This is a genomic window from Polaromonas sp. P1_E1_2 (assembly GCF_056406035.1).
On record NZ_JBFUAZ010000019.1, the window covers coordinates 1 to 20,411 of the forward strand.

The window sequence follows — 20,411 nt, forward strand, 5'->3', positions numbered from 1 at the left end:
CTCTATTTCTTCGCCCTGTGCAACCTCGTGATCGGCAGCGGGGCTTTTGTGCTCGGCGGCATCCTGCAGCCCATGAGTGCCTCGCTGGGCATCAGTGTGGCGGCCGCCGGCCAGGCCATGACGGCATACGCCATTGCCACCGCGGTGCTGGCGCCCCTGCTCATCATCCTTACCGCCAGGTGGCCACGCAAGCGCGCCGTCCAGCTGGCACTCAGCCTGTTTACCGCCGGTTGCCTGGTTTGCGCCGTCGCGCCCAACTTTCCCCTGCTGCTGCTGGGCCGCGTACTGATGGGAGCAGGTGCCATGTTCACCGCCGCAGCATCGGCGCTGGCGGTCAGCATGGTGGTGCCATCGCTGCGCGGCAGGGCGCTGTCCATCACCTTCCTGGGCATGAGCATCAGCTACGCCGTGGGCTTGCCGATCGGCGCCTGGCTGGGCTTTGAGTTTGGCTGGCGCGTGCCGGTCTGGCTGTCGGCCGGGGCCAGCCTGGCGGCGCTGATCGCGGCGAGCTGGCTGATCCCGGCCGACATGGCCAGCGCAGGCACCAGCTTTGCGGGTTTCCGCGCCGCAGCGCGCCAGCCCGCGGTGCTGCGCGTATGGGGCCGAACGCTGCTGTATTTCATCGCCATCTTCAGTGTTTTTGCCTATGTCGGCCCGGTACTGCAGGCGCTCAACCCCATGAGTTCAGCGCAGCTTTCCGCCACGCTGGCCGTCTTCGGCCTGGCGGGTGTTGCGGGCACGTTGATGGGCGGCTGGGCCACCGACCGCTTTGGCGCACTGCGCAGCATGCGCGTGCAACTGGCTGTACTGGTGGCGATGATGTGCCTGCTGCCGCTGACACGCGGCCATGTGCCGGCCACCATGGCCGTGCTGGTTCTGTGGGGCATTGCAGGTTTCGGGCTGATGGCACCGCAGCAAAGCCGGCTGGCCACCTTGTCGCCCGCACAGGCACCGCTGCTGCTCAGCCTCAATGGCTCCATGCTGTACGTGGGCACGGCGCTGGGCGCTGTGGTCAGCGGTGCGGTGCTCGATCAGGTGGGTTTTGCGCAGCTGGGCTGGGTCGGCGTGCCTTTTGGTTTGCTGGCCATGCTGACGCTGGTGTTCGACCRCATGCCGGCCCGGGTGCAGGTGTCCGCCGCCGTCTGAACGTCCCTTCAAGCGCCACAGCCAGACCATGACACCCCAACAGCAACTCGAAGCACTGCAAGCTGCGCTGCAGCAACTGCGCAGTGATGGCATTCGCGTGGGCGCCTTTGCACAACTGGCCGCGCAGCAGCAAGGCCTTGCAGCTGCCTTGCCGGTCCGCTTCAATGATGTGCTGTCGCAATTGCTCAACCGGCTGGAGTCCGCCGCACTGTTCACCGAAGAAAGCTGCTCGTTCAGCCAGAAGGAATTGCTGGACAGCCTGCAGCTCTGGATCGACAAGGCGCAGCTGCAACTTCAGAAATCCTGAGACCTGTTTGCGGTCTAAACGAGGCCGTCTTCTTCAGCCACCGGAATGCCCGTGGCGGTGATGGGCGTCAGGGTAGTGCGCATGGCTGTGGGCCAGGGGCTCATGGCGGTGGCGATGTGAATGCATTCCTGGAACCGCCTGCGCATGCTCATGCGGGTGATGCGCGTCATGCGCATGTAGGTGTTCATGTTCCAGCGCTTCGTGCCGATGCATGTGCGCATGATGCTCGGTCAGGTGCAGCCAGATGCCGATGGCCATCAGCAAGGCGGCACCCACCAGTTGCCAGGTGACGGGCTCGGCAAGAAACACCACGGAAAACAATGCGCCCACAAAAGGCGCCGTCGAAAAGTAGGCACCGGCCCTTGATGCCCCAAGGTGCCGCAAGGCCACCACAAAAAGCGCCAGGCTCACGCCGTAGGCCAGCAGGCCGACCGCCATCGCGGCGGAGATTTGTACCGCACCCGGCAACGCCGCGCCTGCCAAAAAGGCCAGCAGCAGATTGGTGACACCGGCCACCAGCCCTTTCACGCAGGCAATCCATGACGCATCCACCAGCGACACCTTGCGCGTGAAGTTGTTGTCCAGCGCCCAAAAAAAACACGCCAAAGTCACGGCCAGCGCGGGCCACAGCGCGCTGAATGTTGACCCCGCCGTGGCCGCTGCCTGCTGCGGCCAGCTCAGCAGCACGGCACCCGCCACGATAGCGGCCATGCCCGCCGCAATACGGCGGTCAAAATTTTCCTTGAACACCATCCAGGCAAGCACGGCGGTCAATACCGCCTCGGCATTGAGCAGCAGTGCCGCATGGCTGGAAGGCATGGCTGACAGGCCGTACATCAGCAGTACCGGCGCCAGGCCGCCGCCACATAGCACGGCCGCGGCCAGCCAGCGACCCTCGCCGGGGTTCAGGCGTGGCCGGGCAGCACCGCGCAGCCGGCGATAGATCGCCAGCCCCAGACCGGAGCCCAGATACAAAAGCCCGGCGAGTATCCAGGGGTTGACCTGGCCGAGCAGTGACTTGGCCAGCGGCGTGCCCGCGCCGAACAGGAAAGCCGAAGCCAGCGCGGCTGCGACGCCGGGTTTCAAAAGCACGGAATGAAGTTTCAAAGGACGAATCTACTTGTCATGAGTGATCTTGACAGTTTCCACTGCCGGCCTTGCGATGGCAAGTTTGATGGGTTTGCGCGGGAACTTTTTAGACGCATCGCCTATCATTCACCCATGCGCCACCTGCTCCTCGCCCTGATGATCGCCCTGCTGCCCTTGCGCGGCTGGGTAGGCGATGCAATGGCGACGCAAATGGCGGCGGCCCATGTGCAACACGGGCAGCTTGCTTCCGCGGAACACTCCGCTACCAAAACGATAGCTGCTTCCGCTCACCATATGGGGGCCGAGGGCCATTCAGGCCACGAAGAGACGTCGCCCGAAGCAACCATGGCCATGCACGACTGCGCCGGGCAAACCTCGGGGAACACCCCCCAGTCGAGCGATACCGGCTGTGAATCCTGCGCGGCATGCCAGGCCTGCCATACGGTCGCGCTGTCGCTTGCTGCGCCGGACCACAGCCCCGTTTTCCAAGGGCGCAGCCTGCTGCGTCCAGCGTCAGACCAGTTCGCCAGCGCCGACGCCGCGCTGGGCCAAAAACCACCCATTTCCTGATCTCCAGGCCCGTACTGGGCCTGTACTTGCCGTCCGGCAGGGCCTTTCAGGCTCTTGACGCCGGATACCCGCGATTTTCCGCAAATCGCCCCGCTTGTATCCAGGAGATTCTTGTGACCATTCGTTTCATTTCCCGCCCGCGCACAGTGCTGGCCCTCGCGCTGTTTTTCATCGGTTATGCCGGGGCCCATGCACAGACAGATCCCTACCCCCGGGTGAACCCCCGACCCACCGAACAAGCTGCCAGCCCGGGCACGCTGGTGCCATCCACCCCGTACCAGTCCCTATTTGTGAACCGTCCGCAAGGCGTGGAGCCGGCCAGCGATGACTGGAAAAAATCCAACACCACTGCGGGCCAATTCAAAAAGGGGCATGCCGACCTGCTGAAATGGGAAGAGGCCCAGGCACCACGAACCGAACTTGCGGCGCCCGCCGCCTCGAAACCATGAAGCCCGGCATGACCTCCGCTGCCGGCCACCGCCACACCGCTCCACGTCTGGGTTCATTGGCGCTGCTCATGCTGGCCCTCGCGGGCTGCACAACGGCAGTGCCCGACGGCGGCGTGACTGGCCTGCAGGCGCTGGCCGCCCCGCAACCGGGCGGCTCGGGCACTTCGCCCCCCGTGCTCATTGCGCGGCCGGGCAAAGACAACAGCGCCGCCGTTGCGGACCTGCTGAAAGGCCCGCTCAGCGCGGAAAGCGCGGTGCGCATTGCACTGCTCAATAACCCCGGCCTGCAACTGTCCCTGGCCGGCGAAGGCGTCAACATCACGGATGCCGTGTCTGCCAGCCCGGCCAAACTCAAGGCCGCGCAAGACATCACCCTGCTGTCAAGCGATACCCGCAAAGCCTGGATCAACGCGGTGGCTGCCRCGCAGACAGCGCGCTTTATGGACGAGGCCAGGGAGAACGCGGAGACCGGCGGCGAGCTGGCGCGCCGCATGGCACGCGCAGGCAACTGGAGCAAGCTGCAGCAGGCCCGCGAACAACTGCTGCTGGCCGAGGCCACGGCGCAATTGGCGCGCGCCCGGCAGGCCGCTTTCAGCGAGCGCGAAAAACTCGTGGTGGTGATGGGCCTGTGGGGCACGCAAGCCGGCTTCACATTGCCCGAGCGGCTGCCCGACCTGCCCCCGAAAGCGGAAGACATGCCGGACATCGAAAGCCGCGTGCTGCAGCAGCGGCTGGACCTGCGCCTGGCGACGGCGCAATGGGCAGGGCAACGCGCCATCCGGCCCCAACCCGGTGCCGACGGCCTGTGGGACACCCTGGGTGATTCGGCACGTGTGCGCGAACTGGCGGTCAGGGCGCGCAGCGAAGCACGCGAGGCTTACCACAGCTACCGCACGGCCTACGACCTGGCACGCCACTACCAGACGGAGGTGATGCCGCTTTACCGCTTCATCCAGGATGAAACGGTGCTGCGCTACAACGGCATGCTCACCAGCGTCTTTGACCTGCTGGCCGGCGCCCGCGCGCAGACCCTRGCCGCTGCCGGCACCATCGAGGCGCAACGCGACTTCTGGCTTGCCGAAGCCGACCTTCAGACGGTGCTTGCCGGCGCATCGCCCGGCACGGCCTCGTCCAGGCCTTCCGGCAAAACCGGCGCCGCCACAGCCGCAGCGCACTGAGCGCCCCCCAACACAAGGAATCCCATGAATCGACGAAATTTCTTTAACCGCGCGGCGCTGACAGCGGCAGCTGCCGCGTCCGTCAGCAAGGTGGCGATGGCCGCGCTGCCGGAACCCGTGACGATGAACAAGCCCGATACCGCGCCGCCGCTGGCGCCGCCGAACGGCCGGCCCTACAACCCGGTCGTCACCCTGAATGGATGGACGCTGCCCTGGCGCATGAACAACGGCGTGAAAGAATTCCACCTGGTGGCGGAGCCGGTGGTGCGCGAAATGGCCCCGGGCTTCAAGGCCCACATGTGGGGCTACAACGGCCAGAGCCCGGGCCCCACGATTGAGGTCGTCGAGGGCGACCGCGTTCGTATATTCGTCACCAACAAACTGCCCGAGCACACCAGCGTCCACTGGCATGGCCAGCGCCTGCCCAATGGCATGGACGGCGTGGCCGGGCTGAACCAGCCGGCGATCCCGGTGGGCAAGACGTTTGTGTATGAGTTCGCGGCGCGGCGCCCCGGCACATTCATGTACCACCCGCATGCCGACGAAATGACGCAGATGGCCATGGGCATGATGGGTTTCTGGGTCACACACCCCAGGGAAAAACATCCGCTCATCGACGTCGTCGACCGCGACTTCGTGTTCCTGCTCAACGCCTACGACATCGAACCCGGCAGCATGACGCCGAAGATCATGACCATGCTGGACTTCAACCTGTGGAGCTGGAACAGCCGCATCTTCCCCGGCATTGACCCGCTGGTGGTGCGCAGGAACGACAGGGTGCGCATACGTGTGGGCAACCTCACCATGACCAACCACCCGATGCACCTGCACGGGCACGAGTTCACGGTGACCGGCACCGACGGCGGCCCCACGCCGCGGCCGGCCCGCTGGCCGGAAGTGACGACGGATGTTGCCGTGGGCCAGATGCGCCAGTTTGAATTTCTGGCGGACGAGGAAGGCGACTGGGCTTTTCATTGCCACAAAAGCCACCACACCATGAACGCCATGGGTCACGACGTGCCCACCATGATTGGCGTGGACCACCGCGGTCTCGTCAGGAAAATCCAGAAGGCTGTGCCCGACTACATGGTGATGGGCGAACGCGGCATGGCCGATATGGGGGAGATGGAGATGCCGATCCCCGACAACACCGCGCCCATGATGACGGGCAAGGGCCCCTACGGCGGCGTGGAAATGGGCGGCATGTTCAGCGTGCTCAAGGTGCGCGGGGACCAGAAGCCCGGCGAATACAAGGACCCGGGCTGGTACCGGCAGCCGGCCGGCACGCAGGCTTATGAGTGGAAGGGCGCCCTGCCCGACCCGGCCCGCCCCCAGCCTGGCAATCCGGCCGCACCTGCGGGCGGCACTGAAATCAATATCCGCAAACCCCAGGGCCATACCGGCCACTGACCCAGAACCTTGAGGAACACCATGAAAACCCAAAACGCTCTTAAATTGATAGCTGCTTGCGCTTTACTGTCGGGCGCTACAGCCCTGTTTGCCCAACATGGCCAGACGAGGGGTGAAAACCCCGCAGCAAGTCCCTACGCGGGCCAGCAAGCGCGCGGCATCAAAGCCCTGTCGGCGGCACAAACCGCTGACCTTCTGGCCGGCAAAGGCATGGAACAAGCCAAAGCGGCCGAATTGAACGGTTACCCGGGGCCCATGCACGTGCTGGAACTGGCCGGCCCGCTGGCGCTGAGCGCCGCGCAAAAGCAGGCCAGCGAAGCACTGATGAACCAGCACAAGGCCGAGGCCCGCGCGCTGGGCGCCAGGCTGGTGGAGGCCGAGCGTGACCTGGACAGCGCCTTTGCCGGCAGGCAGGTGAACGCGGCACAGGTTGATGCCCTGACCCGGCAGATTGGCCTGCTTCAAGCCCAGTTGCGTGCCTCGCACTTGCATACGCACTTGCAACAGGCAGGTTTATTGACACCGCAGCAGATAAACCTTTACGCGGATTTGCGCGGCTACAGCGATGCGCCGGGCACAGCGGCCGGGCATCCCGGGCACCAACATTGATTTGACTTTGAACTTTTGACTCTTTAACTTCATCCACAAGGACCACACCATGAACCCACTTACCGCCATTCTTGCCGCCGCCGTTGTTGCAGCTTCGGCCGCGCCGGCTTTCGCCCACGGCGATGCTGTCCACAGCCCCAGTGCTGCCCCGGCCCCGAAAGAGCAAAAGCCCTGGGGCATTGCGGGCGATGCCAGCGCAGCCACACGAACCGTCACGCTGTCCATGGACGACAACATGCGGTTCACACCCGACAAGCTCTCGTTCAAGCAAGGCGAAACCGTGCGTTTTGAAATCCGCAATCGCGGCAAACTTTTGCATGAACTGGTGATCGGGACCCAAAAGAATCTCGACGAACACGCGGCGATGATGGTGAAGTTTCCGGGCATGGAGCACGACGAGCCCTACATGGCGCACGTGCCGGCGGGCAAGTCGGGCGGGTTGGTCTGGACCTTCAACCGCGCCGGCGAATTCGACTTCGCCTGCCTGATCGCCGGCCACTACCAGGCAGGCATGGTGGGCAAGATCACTGTTGCGGCCCGCTGATCCGTTCACACAAGGAGCACACATGATGCAAAGACGACAACTCATCCAGGTGACGGCCGCGATTGCAAGCGCCTCAGCCCTCACCCCGGCACTGTGGGCCCAGACCCAAGTACCCGTCGAAGTCTGGAAAGACCCTGACTGCGGTTGCTGCAAGGACTGGGTGGCGCACCTGCAGGCCAACGGGTTCCAGGTTCGCATTCACGACAGCGGCAACACGGCGGCGCGGACCCGGCTCGGCATCCCGGAAAAGCTCGGCTCCTGCCACACGGCGGAAGTCAGCCTGGCCGGCAAGCGCTACGCACTGGAAGGCCATGTGCCGGCCCGTGAGATCTACCGCCTGCTCAAAGAGAGCCCGCAGGCCGTAGGCCTGGCCGTTCCCGGCATGCCGGTGGGCTCGCCCGGCATGGATGCGCCGCTTTATGGCGGACGCAAAGACCCGTATGACGTACTGCTGGTTCACCGCGATGGCAGTACCCGCATTTACCAAAGCTATCACCGCACCTGAAAGGATTCCCCATGAAACGTTTTAACCGCATAGGGGCTGCCCTCTTTGCCGTACTGGCCACGTCGCTTGCCCTGGCGCAGGCGGCCTTGCCGCCGACCGAAGGCGAAGTCCGCAAAGTCGACAAGGAGGCCGGCAAGATCACCCTCAAGCACGGTGAGATCAAGAACCTGGACATGCCCGGCATGACCATGGTGTTCCAGGTCAAGGACCCTGCGATGCTGGAAGCGGTCAAGGCCGGGGACCAGGTCAGTTTCACCGTAGACAAGATCAACGGGGCCTATACCGTGCTTTCCATCGAACCCCGCAAGTAAGCGCCCACCGGCACGATCGCCAATCCGCTCTCATTTTGATAGCTTCTTGCGCTTGTCCTGATTGGCCTGCAGGCCATTTTTACCAATAGACAAACTTTGCCTGCAGGCCGGCAGCGGCCCCATGCTATGGTTCGGCGCATGCCTAAAACCATTCGCTACACCCTGTTGTCCCTGCGCGATCTGTGGGTCTCCGCCGGCCCGTTCATCCTGCTGGCGGCGGCGCTGCTGGTATTGGCCTATTGGTGGCTGGACCCAAACCCGCCCAAGCGGGTGAGCCTGGCGACCGGCCCGGCGCAAAGCGCCTATGAAGAATTCGGCAAACGCTACGCCAAGGCGCTGGCTCAGGAGGGCATCCAGGTGGTCCTTGTGCCCTCGGAAGGCTCAGCCGCCAACCTGCRGTTGCTGCGCGAAGGCAAGGTGGACGTCGGTTTTGTCCAGGGCGGCACCAGCGACTACACCGCCCAGGATGAAGAAGACCTGTCGTCGCTGGGCAGCCTGTTTGTGGAACCGCTCTGGCTGTTCTACCGGGAAGATGCGGCGCGCAAAGTAGCTGCCGCGGCACGGGCCGCGAAGGCGCCAGGCAGCCGACTCGCCCCAAAGGCAGATTCCGCGGATACGGGCGAAGACGCCAGCCTCACATCGCTCACGCAATTGCAGGGCCTGCGCGTCAACCTGGGAACGCCAGGCAGCGGMGTCCCCAGCCTGATGGCAAAGCTGTTCGACAGCAACCGCATCGACCCCGCTACGATGAAAGTGTCGAGACTGGAGCAGACGCCCGCGACCGTGGCCTTTCTGGGCGGGGAACTGGACGCGATTGTGTTCGCGTCCGCCCCGGAGTCGCTGATGGTGCAGATGCTGCTGCAAACCCCCGGCGTCAAGCTCATGAATTTTGCCCAGAGCGAAGCCTATTCGCGGCGCTTTGCATTTTTGACGCCGACCCGCCTGCCACGCGGCGTGGTGGATCTGGCGGGCAATATTCCGCCCGATGACGTACGGCTGGTCGCATCGACCACCTCACTTATCACGCGCTCCGGTATTCATCCCGCGCTGCAGCAGCTGCTGGCCCAGGCCGGCAACGACATCCATGGCGGGGCCGGCTGGTTCAAAAGCGCCCGCGAATACCCGAACCGCGACAACAGCGAATTGCCCATTGCCAAGGAGGCCGAGCGCGCCATCAAGAACGGCACCCCCGTACTGCAGCGCTACCTGCCCTTCTGGGTGGCCAACCTGGTCGAGCGGATGTGGCTGGCGATGGGCATCATCATCGCCATCATGCTGCCGCTGTCGCGCATCATCCCGCCGCTGTATGCCTTTCGTGTGCGTTCACGCATCTTCCGCTGGTACGGCCAACTGCGCGACATCGAAAACCGCGTGGAAATCTCCGGGGAAAACAGTGGCAACGCGGCCTTGCTGGAAGAACTCAACAACCTGGAAAGCCGCGCCGAAAAAATCACGGTGCCGCTGTCCTATACCGACGAGTTGTATGCGCTGCGCAGCAACATCCACCTGGTCCGAAAAAAGCTGCAAAGGCTTTAAAGCCGGTCGCGCCGCAAAGAGGCGCGCGGCACCTTAAAAGGGCAATGAAAAGCCCGATTCAGGGCAATTGCCGGGGCCACGCGGTTCTTTAACCCTAAAGTAAACCCCTGTGTCGGCATAGCAATTGCTCTGCTAGTATCGTCCGACACTTTTCTTTGGCCAATGCTTGCTTTTATTCTGCGCCGCCTGATCCAGGCCGTGATCGTGATGGTCGTGGTCGCCTTGATTGCCTTCATGCTCTTTCAGTATGTCGGTGACCCGGTGGTGTTCCTTCTGGGGCAGGACGCCACACCGGCGCAGATCCGGCAACTGCGCACCGACCTCGGGCTGGACCGGCCTTTTATCGTCCAGTTCTGGCATTTCCTGGTCAACGCCGCGCAGGGCGAATTCGGCTTGAGCCTGCGACAGGGCGCCAAGGTATCGCGCCTGATTTCCGAACGTTTTCCCGCGACGCTGGAGCTTGCGCTGGTGGCGGCCGTTTTGGCCTTGCTCATCGGTATCCCGATGGGCGTCTATTCGGCGCTGCGCCGCGGCTCGTTCCTGAGCCAGGTGTTCATGACGGTGTCACTGCTGGGTGTTTCATTGCCCACTTTCCTGATCGGTATCCTGCTGATCCTGGTGTTCGCCGTGGGCCTGGGCTGGTTCCCGAGCTTTGGCCGTGGCGAGACAGTGCAGATCGGCTGGTGGAGCACAGGCCTCTTCAAGGCCGACGGCTGGCACCACATCGTCCTGCCGGCCGTGACGCTGGCGGTCTTTCAGCTCACGTTGATCATGCGGCTGGTGCGCGCCGAAATGCTGGAGGTATTGCGCACCGACTACATCAAGTTCGCACGGGCGCGCGGCCTGCCCGACCGGACCATCCATTTCGGCCATGCCTTGCGCAACACGCTGGTGCCGGTAATGACCATTACCGGTCTGCAACTGGGCGGGTTGATCGCCTTTGCCATCATCACCGAAACCGTCTTTCAATGGCCCGGCATGGGCCTGCTGTTCATCCAGGCGGTGACCTTTGCCGACATCCCCGTCATGGCCGCTTACCTGTGCCTGATTGCGCTGATTTTTGTGGCCATCAACCTGGTCGTCGACCTGCTGTATTTCGCAGTGGACCCCCGGCTTCGCGTCGGCAATGCCGCGGGCCACTGATGGCGCAGGCCGCACCCCTTTATTTCATTTTTTACACCCGCAAGTCCTCATCCCTTTCACAAGGAGTTCCTGATGAAATTCAAGTCCAATCTGCTTTCAGCCGCTGTGCTGTGCGGCCTCACGGCCACAAGTTTTATCGCTTCGGCGCAAACCCTGCGAGTCGCCAACCAGGGCGATTCTTTGTCGATGGATCCGCACTCGCTGAACGAATCGCTTCAGCTCAGCGTGACGGGCAATGCCTATGAAGGCCTGGTCATCCGCAACAAGGACCTGAGCCTGGCGCCTGGCCTGGCGACCTCGTGGAAACAGACATCACCTTCCGTATGGCGCTTCGAACTGCGCAAGGGCGTGCAGTTTCACGACGGCACGCCGTTCACCGCCGATGACGTGGTGTTCAGCTTTAACCGCACCCAGGCCGACGGCTCGGACATGAAGAGCTACACCAACGACTTCAAGGAAGTGCGCAAGATCAACGACCATGTGGTTGAGATCGAAACCAAAACACCCTTTCCCATCTTGCCCGACGTGATCACGCTGGTTTACATCATGAGCAAGAAATGGTGCGAAACCAACCAGGCGACCAAACCGGTGGACCGCCGTAAAGGCATTGAAAACGCCGCGTCCTTCCGTGCCAACGGCACCGGCCCTTACCGGGTACGGGAGCGTCAACCCAATGTGCGCACCACCTTTGTCCGCAACGGCACCTACTGGGGCAAGATTGAAGGCAACGTTCAGGAGGTGGTCTTCACCCCCATCGGCAACGACGCCACGCGCGTGGCAGCCTTGCTGTCCGGTGAAGTCGACGTGATGGAGCCCGTGCCGGTGCAGGATATTGACCGTGTCAACAGCAACGCCGCAACCCGTGTTCTGGCCGGACCAGAGCTGCGCACCATTTTCCTGGGCATGGACCAAAAGCGCGACGAACTCCTGTATTCCAGCGTGAAGGGCAARAACCCSTTCAAGGACAAGCGCGTGCGCCAGGCCTTCTATCAGGCCATCGACATCGAAAGCATCAAGAAAACCGTGATGCGCGGCGGCTCCAACCCGACAGCGCTGCTGATTGGCCCCGGTATCAACGGCTTCCAGGCCGACCAGAACAAGCGCTTGCCCTACGACCCTGAAGCCGCCAAAAAACTGATGGCAGATGCCGGCTATGCGAGTGGTTTTGAAGTGTCCATGAACTGTCCGAATGACCGTTATGTGAACGACAGCCGGATTTGCCAGGCTGTGGCAGCCAATCTTTCACGCATCAACGTCAAGATCAACCTCCAGGCTGAAACCAAAGGCACCTATTTCCCCAAGATTTTGCGTCGCGACACCAGCTTTTACATGCTGGGCTGGACACCCGGCACTTATGACGCCCACAACGCCATGAATGCCCTGGTCGCCTGTGTCGACGACAAGGGCGCTGGCCAGTTCAATCTGGGCGCATATTGCAATCCGAAGTTTGACGAACTGACCAGGAAGGTCCAATCCGAAACCGACAAGACCAAGCGCAATGCGATGATCAAGGAAGCGTTCGACATCCACGGGGCCGACATCGGCCACATACCGCTGCACCAGCAGTCGCTGGCCTGGGGCATGAACAAGAAGGTGGAACTGGTCCAGATGGCCGACAACTTCATGTTCTTCAAGTGGATAACTGTGAAGAAGTAAACACCCCCCTGTTGCCTTTTCGCTGCGCGTAGCGGCCTCTCCCCTGCAGGGGACAACAGCAGCGGCCTGGCAAGCCGGTTCCGCGCTGAAGGTAACCTCCCCCCTGTTGCCTTTTCGCTTCGCGTAACGGCCTCTCCCCTGCAGGGGACAACAGCAGCGGCCCGGCAAAGCCGGCTCCGCGCTGTCGCTGGCACAGGACTCGCTTTACTCGACCCTAGTTAATACGGACTACGCATTCTTTTGATGACAAAAACTCTTGCGCGCTGGTTTGACAGCGATGTGGTCCACAGTTTTCGCACCTCGCCGGTTGCGATGCTTGCGGCGGCCATTGCGCTGGTCTGCGTTTTCTGTTCGGTGTTTGCCGGCTGGGTGGCCCCGCATGACCCGTTCAACCTCAGCACACTGGAGCTCAGCGATGCGCGCCTGCCCCCGGCCTGGAGCGCGCAGGGCAGTTCGAAATACCTGCTGGGCACCGATGACCAGGGGCGGGACATTTTATCGGCGCTGATGTATGGCGCGCGCATTTCACTGATAGTGGGCGTGGCCTCTGTCATCCTCTCCATGCTGGCTGGCGTGTCGCTGGGCTTGCTCGCGGGCTTTCGCGGCGGCTGGATCGACGCGGCCCTGATGCGCGTATGCGATGTGATGTCATCTTTTCCGCCAATCCTGGTCGCGCTGCTGATCGCCGGTGTGGGCCGCGCGGTGTTTCCTGACGCGAGTCAGCTCCTCGCCATGGGCGTGCTGATTCTGTCGATCTCGATGGGGCAGGCGGGCTGGGTGCAATACGCGCGCACGGTACGCGGATCAACCATGGTGGAACGCAGCAAGGAATATGTACAGGCCGCACGCGTCACCGGTGTCTCGCCGTTGCGCATCATGCGGCGCCATGTGCTGCCCAATGTGATGGGGCCTGTACTGGTGCTTGCCACCATCCAGGTGGCGACCGCCATCATCACCGAAGCCACGCTGTCCTTCCTGGGTGTGGGCGCGCCGCCCACCTCACCCTCGCTGGGTACGTTGATCCGTGTCGGCAACGACTACCTGTTCTCGGGCGAGTGGTGGATCACCGTGTTCCCGGGCCTGATGCTGGTGTTGATTGCGCTGAGCGTGAATCTGCTCGGTGACTGGTTGCGTGATGCCCTCAATCCCCGTCTAAGGTAGGCCGAAAAATGAATGCCCCCACGCTTGTCATTACGTGTACTAAGCTGCCCCCCGAGGGAGCGCATTTTTCCTTGGGGCGGCCCGGCGGAAAAACCTTACTCATCGCTCACTTCGTGAGCTGAACCGTCAATGAGTCTTTTACAAATCAAGAACCTGGTGGTCGAGTTTCCCGGCCGGCGTGGCACGCTGCGTGCGCTGGACGACATCTCGTTTGACATCGCCCCTGGCGAAATCCTTGGCGTGGTCGGTGAATCGGGCGCGGGCAAGTCGCTGACCGGGGCGGCCATCATCGGCCTGCTGGAGCCGCCCGGGCGCGTGGCGGGCGGCCAGATCCTGCTCGAGGGCGAGCGCATCGACAACCTGCCCCACGAACGCATGCGTCACATCCGGGGGCGCAAGATAGGCGCGATCTTCCAGGATCCGCTGACCTCGCTGAATCCGCTCTACACCATAGGCCGGCAATTGGTGGAAACCATCCAGGCTCATTTGCCCGTCAGCACGCAGGAAGCCCGGGCGCGCGCCATCGAACTGCTGGATGACACCGGCATTCCCGCAGCCGCCCAGCGCATAGACCACTACCCGCATCAGTTCTCGGGCGGTATGCGCCAGCGCGTGGTAATCGCCCTGGCGCTGGCGGCCGAGCCCAAGCTCATCGTGGCCGACGAACCGACCACCGCGCTTGACGTATCGATCCAGGCACAAATCATCACCCTGCTCAAAAATATCTGCCGGCAGCGCGGCGCCGCCGTCATGCTGATCACCCACGACATGGGCGTGATCGCCGAAACCTGTGACCGTGTGGCCGTGATGTATGCCGGGCGGATCGCCGAGATAGGCCCAGTGCACCAGGTGATCAACCACCCCTCGCATCCCTACACGGCGGGCCTGATGGCCGCGATTCCCGACATTACCGTGGAGCGTGAGCGCCTGTATCAGATCGACGGCGCCATGCCGCGCCTGAACGCCATCCCACAGGGATGCGCCTTCAATCCGCGCTGCCCCAAGGCCTTTGAACGCTGCCGCCAGGACAGGCCGGACCTGATGCCGGCCGGCGCCACGCAGGCGGCGTGCTGGTTGCATGACGCGCATGCGGGGGTGGCCGCATGAGCGACATCCTGAATGCCGAAGTATTGCAAAACGCGGCAAAGGTTGGGGAACCGCTGGTCCAGGCGCACGACCTGGCCAAGACTTTCGATGTGTCGCCGCCCTGGCTCAACCGCGTGCTGGAGCGCAAGCCCCGCCTGCTGCTCAAGGCCGTCGACGGCGTAAGCTTCGACATCGAGAGAGGCAAGACGCTGGCACTGGTCGGCGAATCGGGCTGCGGCAAAAGCACCGTCGCCCGCCTGCTAGTGGGTCTCTATGAGCCGACGCGCGGTGGATTGACCTTTGACGGCCAGGATGCGCATTCCGCTTTCAAGACACCCCAGGGCCGGCAATTGCGCAGGCGCATCCAGATGATTTTTCAGGACCCCTATGCCAGCCTGAACCCGCGCTGGACGGTGGAGGACATCATCGCAGAACCGTTGCACGAGCACGGCATTCTGAGTGACAGCGCAGCACTCAAGGAACGCGTGGACGAACTGCTGAGGTCGGTGGGCCTGTCTGCGCTGGACAAGCCCAAGTATCCACATCAATTCTCGGGTGGGCAGCGCCAGCGCATATCGATCGCGCGCGCACTGGCCACGGAGCCCGAGTTCCTGGTCTGCGACGAACCGACCTCGGCGCTGGACGTGAGCGTGCAGGCGCAGGTGCTCAACATCATGAAGGACCTGCAACGAAAGCGCGGCCTGACTTACCTCTTCATCTCGCACAACCTCGCAGTGGTGCGCCACGTCAGCGACCACGTCGGCGTGATGTACCTGGGCCGCGTCGTGGAACTGGCCGACAAGCACAGCCTGTTCGGCACACCGCGCCATCCCTACACACGCATGCTGCTGGATGCCATCCCCAAGATGCACGACACCGGCCGCGCCCGCACCCCTGTGTCGGGCGAAGTGCCCAATCCGCTGAACCCGCCCACCGGCTGCACCTTCCACCCACGTTGCCCGCATGCCAACGAGCGTTGCCGCAGCGAACGGCCGGAGTTTCTGCAGCTCGAAGGCGTTCGTGTGGCCTGCCATGCGGTTGAAGAGGGCCGAATTTAGGGAACAAATACCAAGAACCCAGGCACGGCCATGCAAAGCGGAACCGGCTTGGTTAATATGTACTCTCAGGGGACACCGCCATGAAAATCATTGAATCCATCCTGGCCGGGGCGGCCGACATCGCTGCCGTGCGCCGCGACATCCACGCCCATCCCGAACTGTGCTTCCAGGAAGTACGCACTGCCGACGTGGTCGCGCAAAAGCTCGAATCCTGGGGCATCCCGATTCACCGCGGCATGGGCACCACCGGCGTGGTGGGTATCGTGCACGGCCGCGACGGCGGCGCTTGTGGCCGGGCCGTGGGGCTGCGCGCCGACATGGACGCGCTGCCCATGCAGGAGTTCAACAAATTCCCCCATGCCAGCACGCGGCAGGGCAAGATGCACGCCTGCGGCCATGATGGCCACACCGCGATGCTGCTGGCCGCGGCACGCCACCTCTCGCAGAACCGAGACTTTGACGGCACGGTCTACCTGATCTTCCAGCCGGCCGAGGAAGGCGGCGGCGGCGCGCGCGAGATGATCAAGGACGGCCTCTTTGAAAAATTCCCCGTCGAAGCGGTCTTTGGCATGCACAACTGGCCGGGCGCGCCTGTCGGCACTTTCGCGGTCAGCGCGGGGCCAGTGATGGCATCAAGCAACGAGTTCAAGATCACCATACGCGGCAAGGGCAGCCACGCCGCGATGCCGCACTTCGGCATCGACCCTGTGCCTATCGCCTGCCAGATGGTGCAGGGCTTCCAGACCATCATCAGCCGCAACAAAAAACCGGTTGATGCGGGCGTCATCTCGGTGACCATGATTCACGCCGGAGAAGCGACCAACGTGGTGCCAGACTTCTGCGAGTTGCAGGGCACAGTGCGCACGTTCAGCATTGAAGTGCTGGACATGATTGAAAAGCGCATGAAGGAAGTGGCCGAACACACCTGTGCCGCGTTTGAAGCACGCTGCGAATTCGAGTTCACGCGCAACTACCCGCCCACGGTCAACAGCGCCGCCGAGGCCGACTTCGCACGCCGGGTGATGAGCGACATCGTGGGGCCGGCCAACGTGCTGCCGCAGGAGCCCACCATGGGCGCCGAAGACTTCGCCTACATGCTGCAAGCCAAACCCGGCGCCTACTGTTTCATTTCCAACGGAGACGGCGCGCACCGCGACATGGGCCACGGCGAAGGGCCCTGCACGCTGCACAACCCGAGCTACGACTTCAACGACGACCTGATCCCCCTGGGTGGCACCTACTGGGTCCAGCTGGCTACGCGCTGGCTGGGCACGGTTCCTGAGGTGCGCCCCTGACAACGCCAACAACACCATGAACACACACGCGGCTTTTTCAGCCAGTTATGCGGCTGCGCGCGCCAAATTCCTCGAGGCGGCTCGCGCCGCCGGCATGGCGCTTCGCGCCTATGAACACCCGCTGAAGGGCCGCGACGGCGAAACCCTCGCGATGGATGTGGCCCTGGACGGCTCACCTGACGCAAACAAGCTCTTTATCGTCAGCAGCGCTTGCCACGGCGTGGAAGGCTACTGTGGCTCGGGTGTGCAGGTGTATGCCGCACAGGACGCCGAATGGCGCGCCAAGGCCCGCGCGGGCGGTGTGGCAGTGCTCTACATTCACGCGATCAATCCTCACGGCTTTTCCCATGCACGGCGCACCACGCACGAAAACGTGGACTTGAACCGCAACTTCCATGACTTCGGCCAGCCCTTGCCTGTCAATGAGGCTTACCGCGAGCTCCACGATTTGCTGCTACCCGCGCGGTGGCCCCCTACAAGCGAAAACCAGGCCGCCATTGCGGCCTACATTGACACCCGTGGTGTGGCACGCTACCAGGCGGCCGTGTCGCAAGGCCAGCACGAATACGCCGATGGCATGTTTTTCGGCGGGACGGAGCCAACGTGGAGCAATCGCACCTTGCGCGAAGTGCTGCAAACATTCGGGCAACGGGCTAAACGCATCGCCTGGATGGACCTGCACACAGGACTGGGCCCCAGCGGGATTGGTGAGCGCATTTTTGCCTGCGACAACGATCCCATAGCCCTGGCACGCGCGCGCGCCTGGTGGGACGGCGGCGGCGCCACCCCCGTCACCTCGTTCTACGACGGCTCCTCCAGCTCGGCGCACCTGACGGGTTTGATGTGGGCGTCGGTTCCCGACGAATGCCCACAGGCCGAATACACCGGCATGGCCATGGAATACGGTACGGTGCCCATTCTGGACGTCATTGCCGCCCTGCGTGCCGATCACTGGCTGCACAAGCATCCTGAGATGCCCGCGGAGCAACAGGCGACGATCAAGCGGCAGATGATGAACGCGTTTTATGTCGACACGGACGAATGGCGCTCGCAAATCGTGGCTCAGGCGCGCCAGGCCATGTTCCAGACCGTGAGCGGACTGAACACCCCCTGAACCAGGGCCGCATAATGACTCGGGTGCAGCCATTGCAGCAGCCCTCTTTTCAACCCGAGCACGAAAGCCGCGCCATGCCGTCCGACGCCGATCTGCAACTCCAGCTCAAGCAGCTGCAACAGCAATACCAGGGGTTAGAGGCCGACTACCGGAATTTGCAGCTTGAAAAGCAAAAGCAGGAGACATCCGCCACCCTGTGGCTGGAACAGCGAACCCGCGAACTTCAGGTCGAAGCGCTGGAGCAAAAAAAAGCCGAAACCCTGCAACGGGTTTTTTACCGCATTGCCGAGCGTGCAGCAGCAGATCTCTCTTTCTACGATTTCCTGCAGTCGGTTCACGGCTTGCTGGGAGAGCTGCTGTATGCCAAAAATTGCTATGTGTGTCTGTACGACGCGCAGAAACACCGAAAGGATTTCCCCTATTACGTGGACGAGCGCGATGGCGATGCGCTGCAACTGAGCAATGTGCCGTACCGCAGGGGTCTGACCGAATTCGTCCTGAGTACCGGCAAGCCGCAAATTATTGACGCCATGCGCCTGAAGGTACTGGAAGCCGCCGGTGATGTGACGGAAGGCAGTGGCGACATGACTTTCAGTTCCTGGYTGGGCGTGCCCATGCACATACGCGGCACCATAGGCGGCGTACTCGCAGTGCAGGGCTATGAACCGGGCGTGGCCTACAGCGACACCGATGCCGACATCCTGTCCTTTGTCGCCAACCACGTCAGCAGTGCGATTGAACGCTATCAGGCGCTGGATGAATTGCGTAAATCGGAAGAGCGCTACCGCACGGTGATTGAAAACGTCGGTGTCGGCGTGGTGGTTGTGCAGGACGGCCGCATGGTATTTGCCAACCCCAGCCTGGAGCGCATCGTGGGCCATCCGCGGGAGTACCTGCTGTCCCAGCCCTACACCGCGACCGTCCACCCCGACGACCTGCCGGTGATGCGCGAGCGCCACGAGCGTCGCCTGCGGGGCGACGAGGTCGACTCGATGTACGGTTTTCGCGTGATCACCCAGGCTGGCGAAGTTCGTTCGCTGGAGCTCTCCGCCGTGCAGATCGAATGGGGCAAGCGCGAGGCGACCCTGATCTTCGTGGTAGATGCGACGGCCCGCTTGCAGGCCGAACTGACGCAGCGCCAGACCCTGCAGCGGCAAACCGAGCTCAATGACATGAAGTCGCGCTTCATCTCGGTGGCGTCGCATGAATTCCGCACGCCGCTGGCCTTTATCCTGTCGTCCGCCGAACTCCTCAAGCACTACGGCGACCGCCTGCCCGAGCCCGAAAAAGCCGACGTCATCGCCACCATAGAAACCGGCGTACAACGCATGACCCAGATGCTGGACCGCGTGCTGCTGCTGGGCAAGGTGGAGGCCCAAATGCTGGCGTTCCAGCCGGCAGAGATCAATCTGCAACTGCTTTGCCAGAACCTGGTGGAAGATGCGCGCATCCAGTATTCAGAGGCGGGCTGCGAGCTGATCCTGGAATTCGGGGCCCGGCCGGAGATCGGGATTTTTGATGAAAAGCTGCTGCGCCATATCTTCGGCAACCTGCTGTCCAACGCCATCAAGTATTCGCCGCAAGGCGGAAAAGTCTCTTTTCGCGTGTTTTCGTTGGAGGGACGTGTGGCCTTTGAGGTGGCGGACCAGGGCATAGGCATTCCGGCCGAAGAGCTTCCCCACCTTTTCGAATGGTTCCACCGGGCCAGCAATGTCGKCGAAATCCAGGGCACGGGCCTGGGGCTGGCCATCGTCAAAAATTCGGTCGACCTGCACGGCGGCCACATCAACGTAACCAGCGTCGTGGGCCAGGGCACGCGCTTTACCGTCACGATTTGAGTCGCGGAACCTGGCCAAACCAGCCAGCGCATCGGGCAGATTGGGGAAACCGGGGTAAGGCTATAAGATGGATACCAGCTCGGCACTGCGACAGAGCCTGCCGGGTAGCTCAGGGAAATCAGCCCCGCCCACGATGAAATGCGGGGACTTCAATGCGAAAGAAAAATGGCGCGCATTCTGGTGATTGAAGATGAATCCCATATCCGGGACAACCTGCTGCGCTTTGTCCGGCTGGAGGGCCACGAAGGCCTGGCAGCGGCAGACGGCCATGCCGGCCTGCAAGTGGCCAGAGAGCAGCAGCCGGACCTGATTTTTTGCGATGTGATGATGCCGCTGATGAACGGCATGGAGGTTCTGGCCGCGCTGCAATCGGAACCTGCCCTCAAGCAGGTGCCCTTTGTGTTCC

At 62.8% G+C, this 20,411-nt stretch carries 21 protein-coding genes; 20 read left to right on the forward strand and 1 reads right to left on the reverse strand.

Going from position 1 to position 20,411, the window contains the following annotated elements; genetic code table 11:
- The first annotated feature begins 15 nt into the window (after positions 1-15).
- Positions 16-1,146 carry an MFS transporter gene (locus AC1D1P_RS02360; RefSeq protein WP_477671990.1) on the forward strand — a complete coding sequence of 377 codons (1,131 nt, stop codon included), beginning with the start codon at positions 16-18 and terminating at the stop codon, positions 1,144-1,146.
- Positions 1,147-1,174: 28 nt separating this feature from the next.
- Positions 1,175-1,453 (forward strand): hypothetical protein, encoded by a 279-nt coding sequence (locus tag AC1D1P_RS02365; protein ID WP_477671977.1) that lies wholly within the window; start codon positions 1,175-1,177, stop codon positions 1,451-1,453.
- A 33-nt stretch (positions 1,454-1,486) separates the two neighbouring features.
- Here the strand turns inward: AC1D1P_RS02365 and AC1D1P_RS02370 are convergent, their stop codons facing one another.
- Complete coding sequence (locus AC1D1P_RS02370; RefSeq protein WP_477671978.1) at positions 1,487-2,545, reverse strand: DMT family transporter; 1,059 nt, start codon at positions 2,543-2,545, stop codon at positions 1,487-1,489.
- Positions 2,546-2,674: 129 nt separating this feature from the next.
- On the opposite strand from AC1D1P_RS02370, the gene AC1D1P_RS02375 reads away from it, so the two are divergent.
- The 18 genes from AC1D1P_RS02375 to AC1D1P_RS02460 all read left to right on the forward strand — a co-directional run.
- Positions 2,675-3,112: a hypothetical protein gene (locus tag AC1D1P_RS02375; protein WP_477671979.1), complete on the forward strand. Its 438-nt coding sequence runs from the start codon at positions 2,675-2,677 to the stop codon at positions 3,110-3,112.
- 113 nt (positions 3,113-3,225) lie between these two features.
- On the forward strand, positions 3,226-3,561 hold the full coding sequence (locus AC1D1P_RS02380; protein ID WP_477671980.1) for a hypothetical protein: 336 nt from the start codon (positions 3,226-3,228) through the stop codon (positions 3,559-3,561).
- 8 nt (positions 3,562-3,569) lie between these two features.
- Positions 3,570-4,739 carry a TolC family protein gene (locus tag AC1D1P_RS02385; protein WP_477671981.1) on the forward strand — a complete coding sequence of 390 codons (1,170 nt, stop codon included), beginning with the start codon at positions 3,570-3,572 and terminating at the stop codon, positions 4,737-4,739.
- A gap of 24 nt (positions 4,740-4,763) precedes the next feature.
- Positions 4,764-6,149 carry a multicopper oxidase family protein gene (locus AC1D1P_RS02390; RefSeq protein WP_477671441.1) on the forward strand — a complete coding sequence of 462 codons (1,386 nt, stop codon included), beginning with the start codon at positions 4,764-4,766 and terminating at the stop codon, positions 6,147-6,149.
- 21 nt (positions 6,150-6,170) lie between these two features.
- On the forward strand, positions 6,171-6,758 hold the full coding sequence (locus AC1D1P_RS02395) for a Spy/CpxP family protein refolding chaperone (protein WP_457279238.1): 588 nt from the start codon (positions 6,171-6,173) through the stop codon (positions 6,756-6,758).
- Positions 6,759-6,807: 49 nt separating this feature from the next.
- A complete protein-coding gene (locus AC1D1P_RS02400) occupies positions 6,808-7,302 on the forward strand; it encodes a cupredoxin domain-containing protein (RefSeq protein ID WP_477671440.1) in 495 nt (164 codons plus the stop codon).
- Between the two features lie 22 nt (positions 7,303-7,324).
- Positions 7,325-7,807, forward strand: coding sequence for a DUF411 domain-containing protein (locus AC1D1P_RS02405; protein ID WP_477671439.1), 483 nt, complete (start codon positions 7,325-7,327; stop codon positions 7,805-7,807).
- Between the two features lie 11 nt (positions 7,808-7,818).
- On the forward strand, positions 7,819-8,118 hold the full coding sequence (locus tag AC1D1P_RS02410; protein ID WP_477671982.1) for a copper-binding protein: 300 nt from the start codon (positions 7,819-7,821) through the stop codon (positions 8,116-8,118).
- A 138-nt stretch (positions 8,119-8,256) separates the two neighbouring features.
- Positions 8,257-9,654, forward strand: a complete 1,398-nt coding sequence (locus tag AC1D1P_RS02415) for a TAXI family TRAP transporter solute-binding subunit (RefSeq protein WP_477671983.1) — start codon at positions 8,257-8,259, stop codon at positions 9,652-9,654.
- A gap of 162 nt (positions 9,655-9,816) precedes the next feature.
- Positions 9,817-10,797 (forward strand): ABC transporter permease, encoded by a 981-nt coding sequence (locus AC1D1P_RS02420; RefSeq protein WP_477671984.1) that lies wholly within the window; start codon positions 9,817-9,819, stop codon positions 10,795-10,797.
- A gap of 72 nt (positions 10,798-10,869) precedes the next feature.
- Positions 10,870-12,453 (forward strand): ABC transporter substrate-binding protein, encoded by a 1,584-nt coding sequence (locus tag AC1D1P_RS02425; protein WP_477671435.1) that lies wholly within the window; start codon positions 10,870-10,872, stop codon positions 12,451-12,453.
- A 243-nt stretch (positions 12,454-12,696) separates the two neighbouring features.
- Positions 12,697-13,614 (forward strand): ABC transporter permease, encoded by a 918-nt coding sequence (locus tag AC1D1P_RS02430; protein ID WP_477671434.1) that lies wholly within the window; start codon positions 12,697-12,699, stop codon positions 13,612-13,614.
- Between the two features lie 129 nt (positions 13,615-13,743).
- On the forward strand, positions 13,744-14,721 hold the full coding sequence (locus tag AC1D1P_RS02435) for an ABC transporter ATP-binding protein (RefSeq protein WP_477671985.1): 978 nt from the start codon (positions 13,744-13,746) through the stop codon (positions 14,719-14,721).
- Positions 14,718-15,758 (forward strand): ABC transporter ATP-binding protein, encoded by a 1,041-nt coding sequence (locus tag AC1D1P_RS02440; RefSeq protein ID WP_477671432.1) that lies wholly within the window; start codon positions 14,718-14,720, stop codon positions 15,756-15,758. Before AC1D1P_RS02435 ends, AC1D1P_RS02440 begins: the two co-directional genes overlap by 4 nt.
- A gap of 80 nt (positions 15,759-15,838) precedes the next feature.
- A complete protein-coding gene (locus AC1D1P_RS02445) occupies positions 15,839-17,053 on the forward strand; it encodes a M20 aminoacylase family protein (RefSeq protein WP_477671986.1) in 1,215 nt (404 codons plus the stop codon).
- Positions 17,054-17,069: 16 nt separating this feature from the next.
- Positions 17,070-18,167: a M14 family metallopeptidase gene (locus AC1D1P_RS02450; RefSeq protein ID WP_477671987.1), complete on the forward strand. Its 1,098-nt coding sequence runs from the start codon at positions 17,070-17,072 to the stop codon at positions 18,165-18,167.
- A gap of 74 nt (positions 18,168-18,241) precedes the next feature.
- Positions 18,242-20,005 carry a sensor histidine kinase gene (locus AC1D1P_RS02455; protein WP_477671988.1) on the forward strand — a complete coding sequence of 588 codons (1,764 nt, stop codon included), beginning with the start codon at positions 18,242-18,244 and terminating at the stop codon, positions 20,003-20,005.
- A 165-nt stretch (positions 20,006-20,170) separates the two neighbouring features.
- Positions 20,171-20,411: response regulator transcription factor (locus tag AC1D1P_RS02460; protein ID WP_477671989.1), on the forward strand; the 241-nt coding region annotated here is incomplete at its 3' end.

Coding starts and splice junctions, on each gene's coding strand:
- AC1D1P_RS02365 (WP_477671977.1), top strand. CDS start 1,175: ATGACACCCCAACAGCAACTCGAAGCACTGCAAGCTGCGCTGCAGCAA.
- AC1D1P_RS02375 (WP_477671979.1), top strand. CDS start 2,675: ATGCGCCACCTGCTCCTCGCCCTGATGATCGCCCTGCTGCCCTTGCGC.
- AC1D1P_RS02390 (WP_477671441.1), top strand. CDS start 4,764: ATGAATCGACGAAATTTCTTTAACCGCGCGGCGCTGACAGCGGCAGCT.
- AC1D1P_RS02395 (WP_457279238.1), top strand. CDS start 6,171: ATGAAAACCCAAAACGCTCTTAAATTGATAGCTGCTTGCGCTTTACTG.
- AC1D1P_RS02400 (WP_477671440.1), top strand. CDS start 6,808: ATGAACCCACTTACCGCCATTCTTGCCGCCGCCGTTGTTGCAGCTTCG.
- AC1D1P_RS02405 (WP_477671439.1), top strand. CDS start 7,325: ATGATGCAAAGACGACAACTCATCCAGGTGACGGCCGCGATTGCAAGC.
- AC1D1P_RS02410 (WP_477671982.1), top strand. CDS start 7,819: ATGAAACGTTTTAACCGCATAGGGGCTGCCCTCTTTGCCGTACTGGCC.
- AC1D1P_RS02420 (WP_477671984.1), top strand. CDS start 9,817: ATGCTTGCTTTTATTCTGCGCCGCCTGATCCAGGCCGTGATCGTGATG.
- AC1D1P_RS02430 (WP_477671434.1), top strand. CDS start 12,697: ATGACAAAAACTCTTGCGCGCTGGTTTGACAGCGATGTGGTCCACAGT.
- AC1D1P_RS02435 (WP_477671985.1), top strand. CDS start 13,744: ATGAGTCTTTTACAAATCAAGAACCTGGTGGTCGAGTTTCCCGGCCGG.
- AC1D1P_RS02440 (WP_477671432.1), top strand. CDS start 14,718: ATGAGCGACATCCTGAATGCCGAAGTATTGCAAAACGCGGCAAAGGTT.
- AC1D1P_RS02445 (WP_477671986.1), top strand. CDS start 15,839: ATGAAAATCATTGAATCCATCCTGGCCGGGGCGGCCGACATCGCTGCC.
- AC1D1P_RS02450 (WP_477671987.1), top strand. CDS start 17,070: ATGAACACACACGCGGCTTTTTCAGCCAGTTATGCGGCTGCGCGCGCC.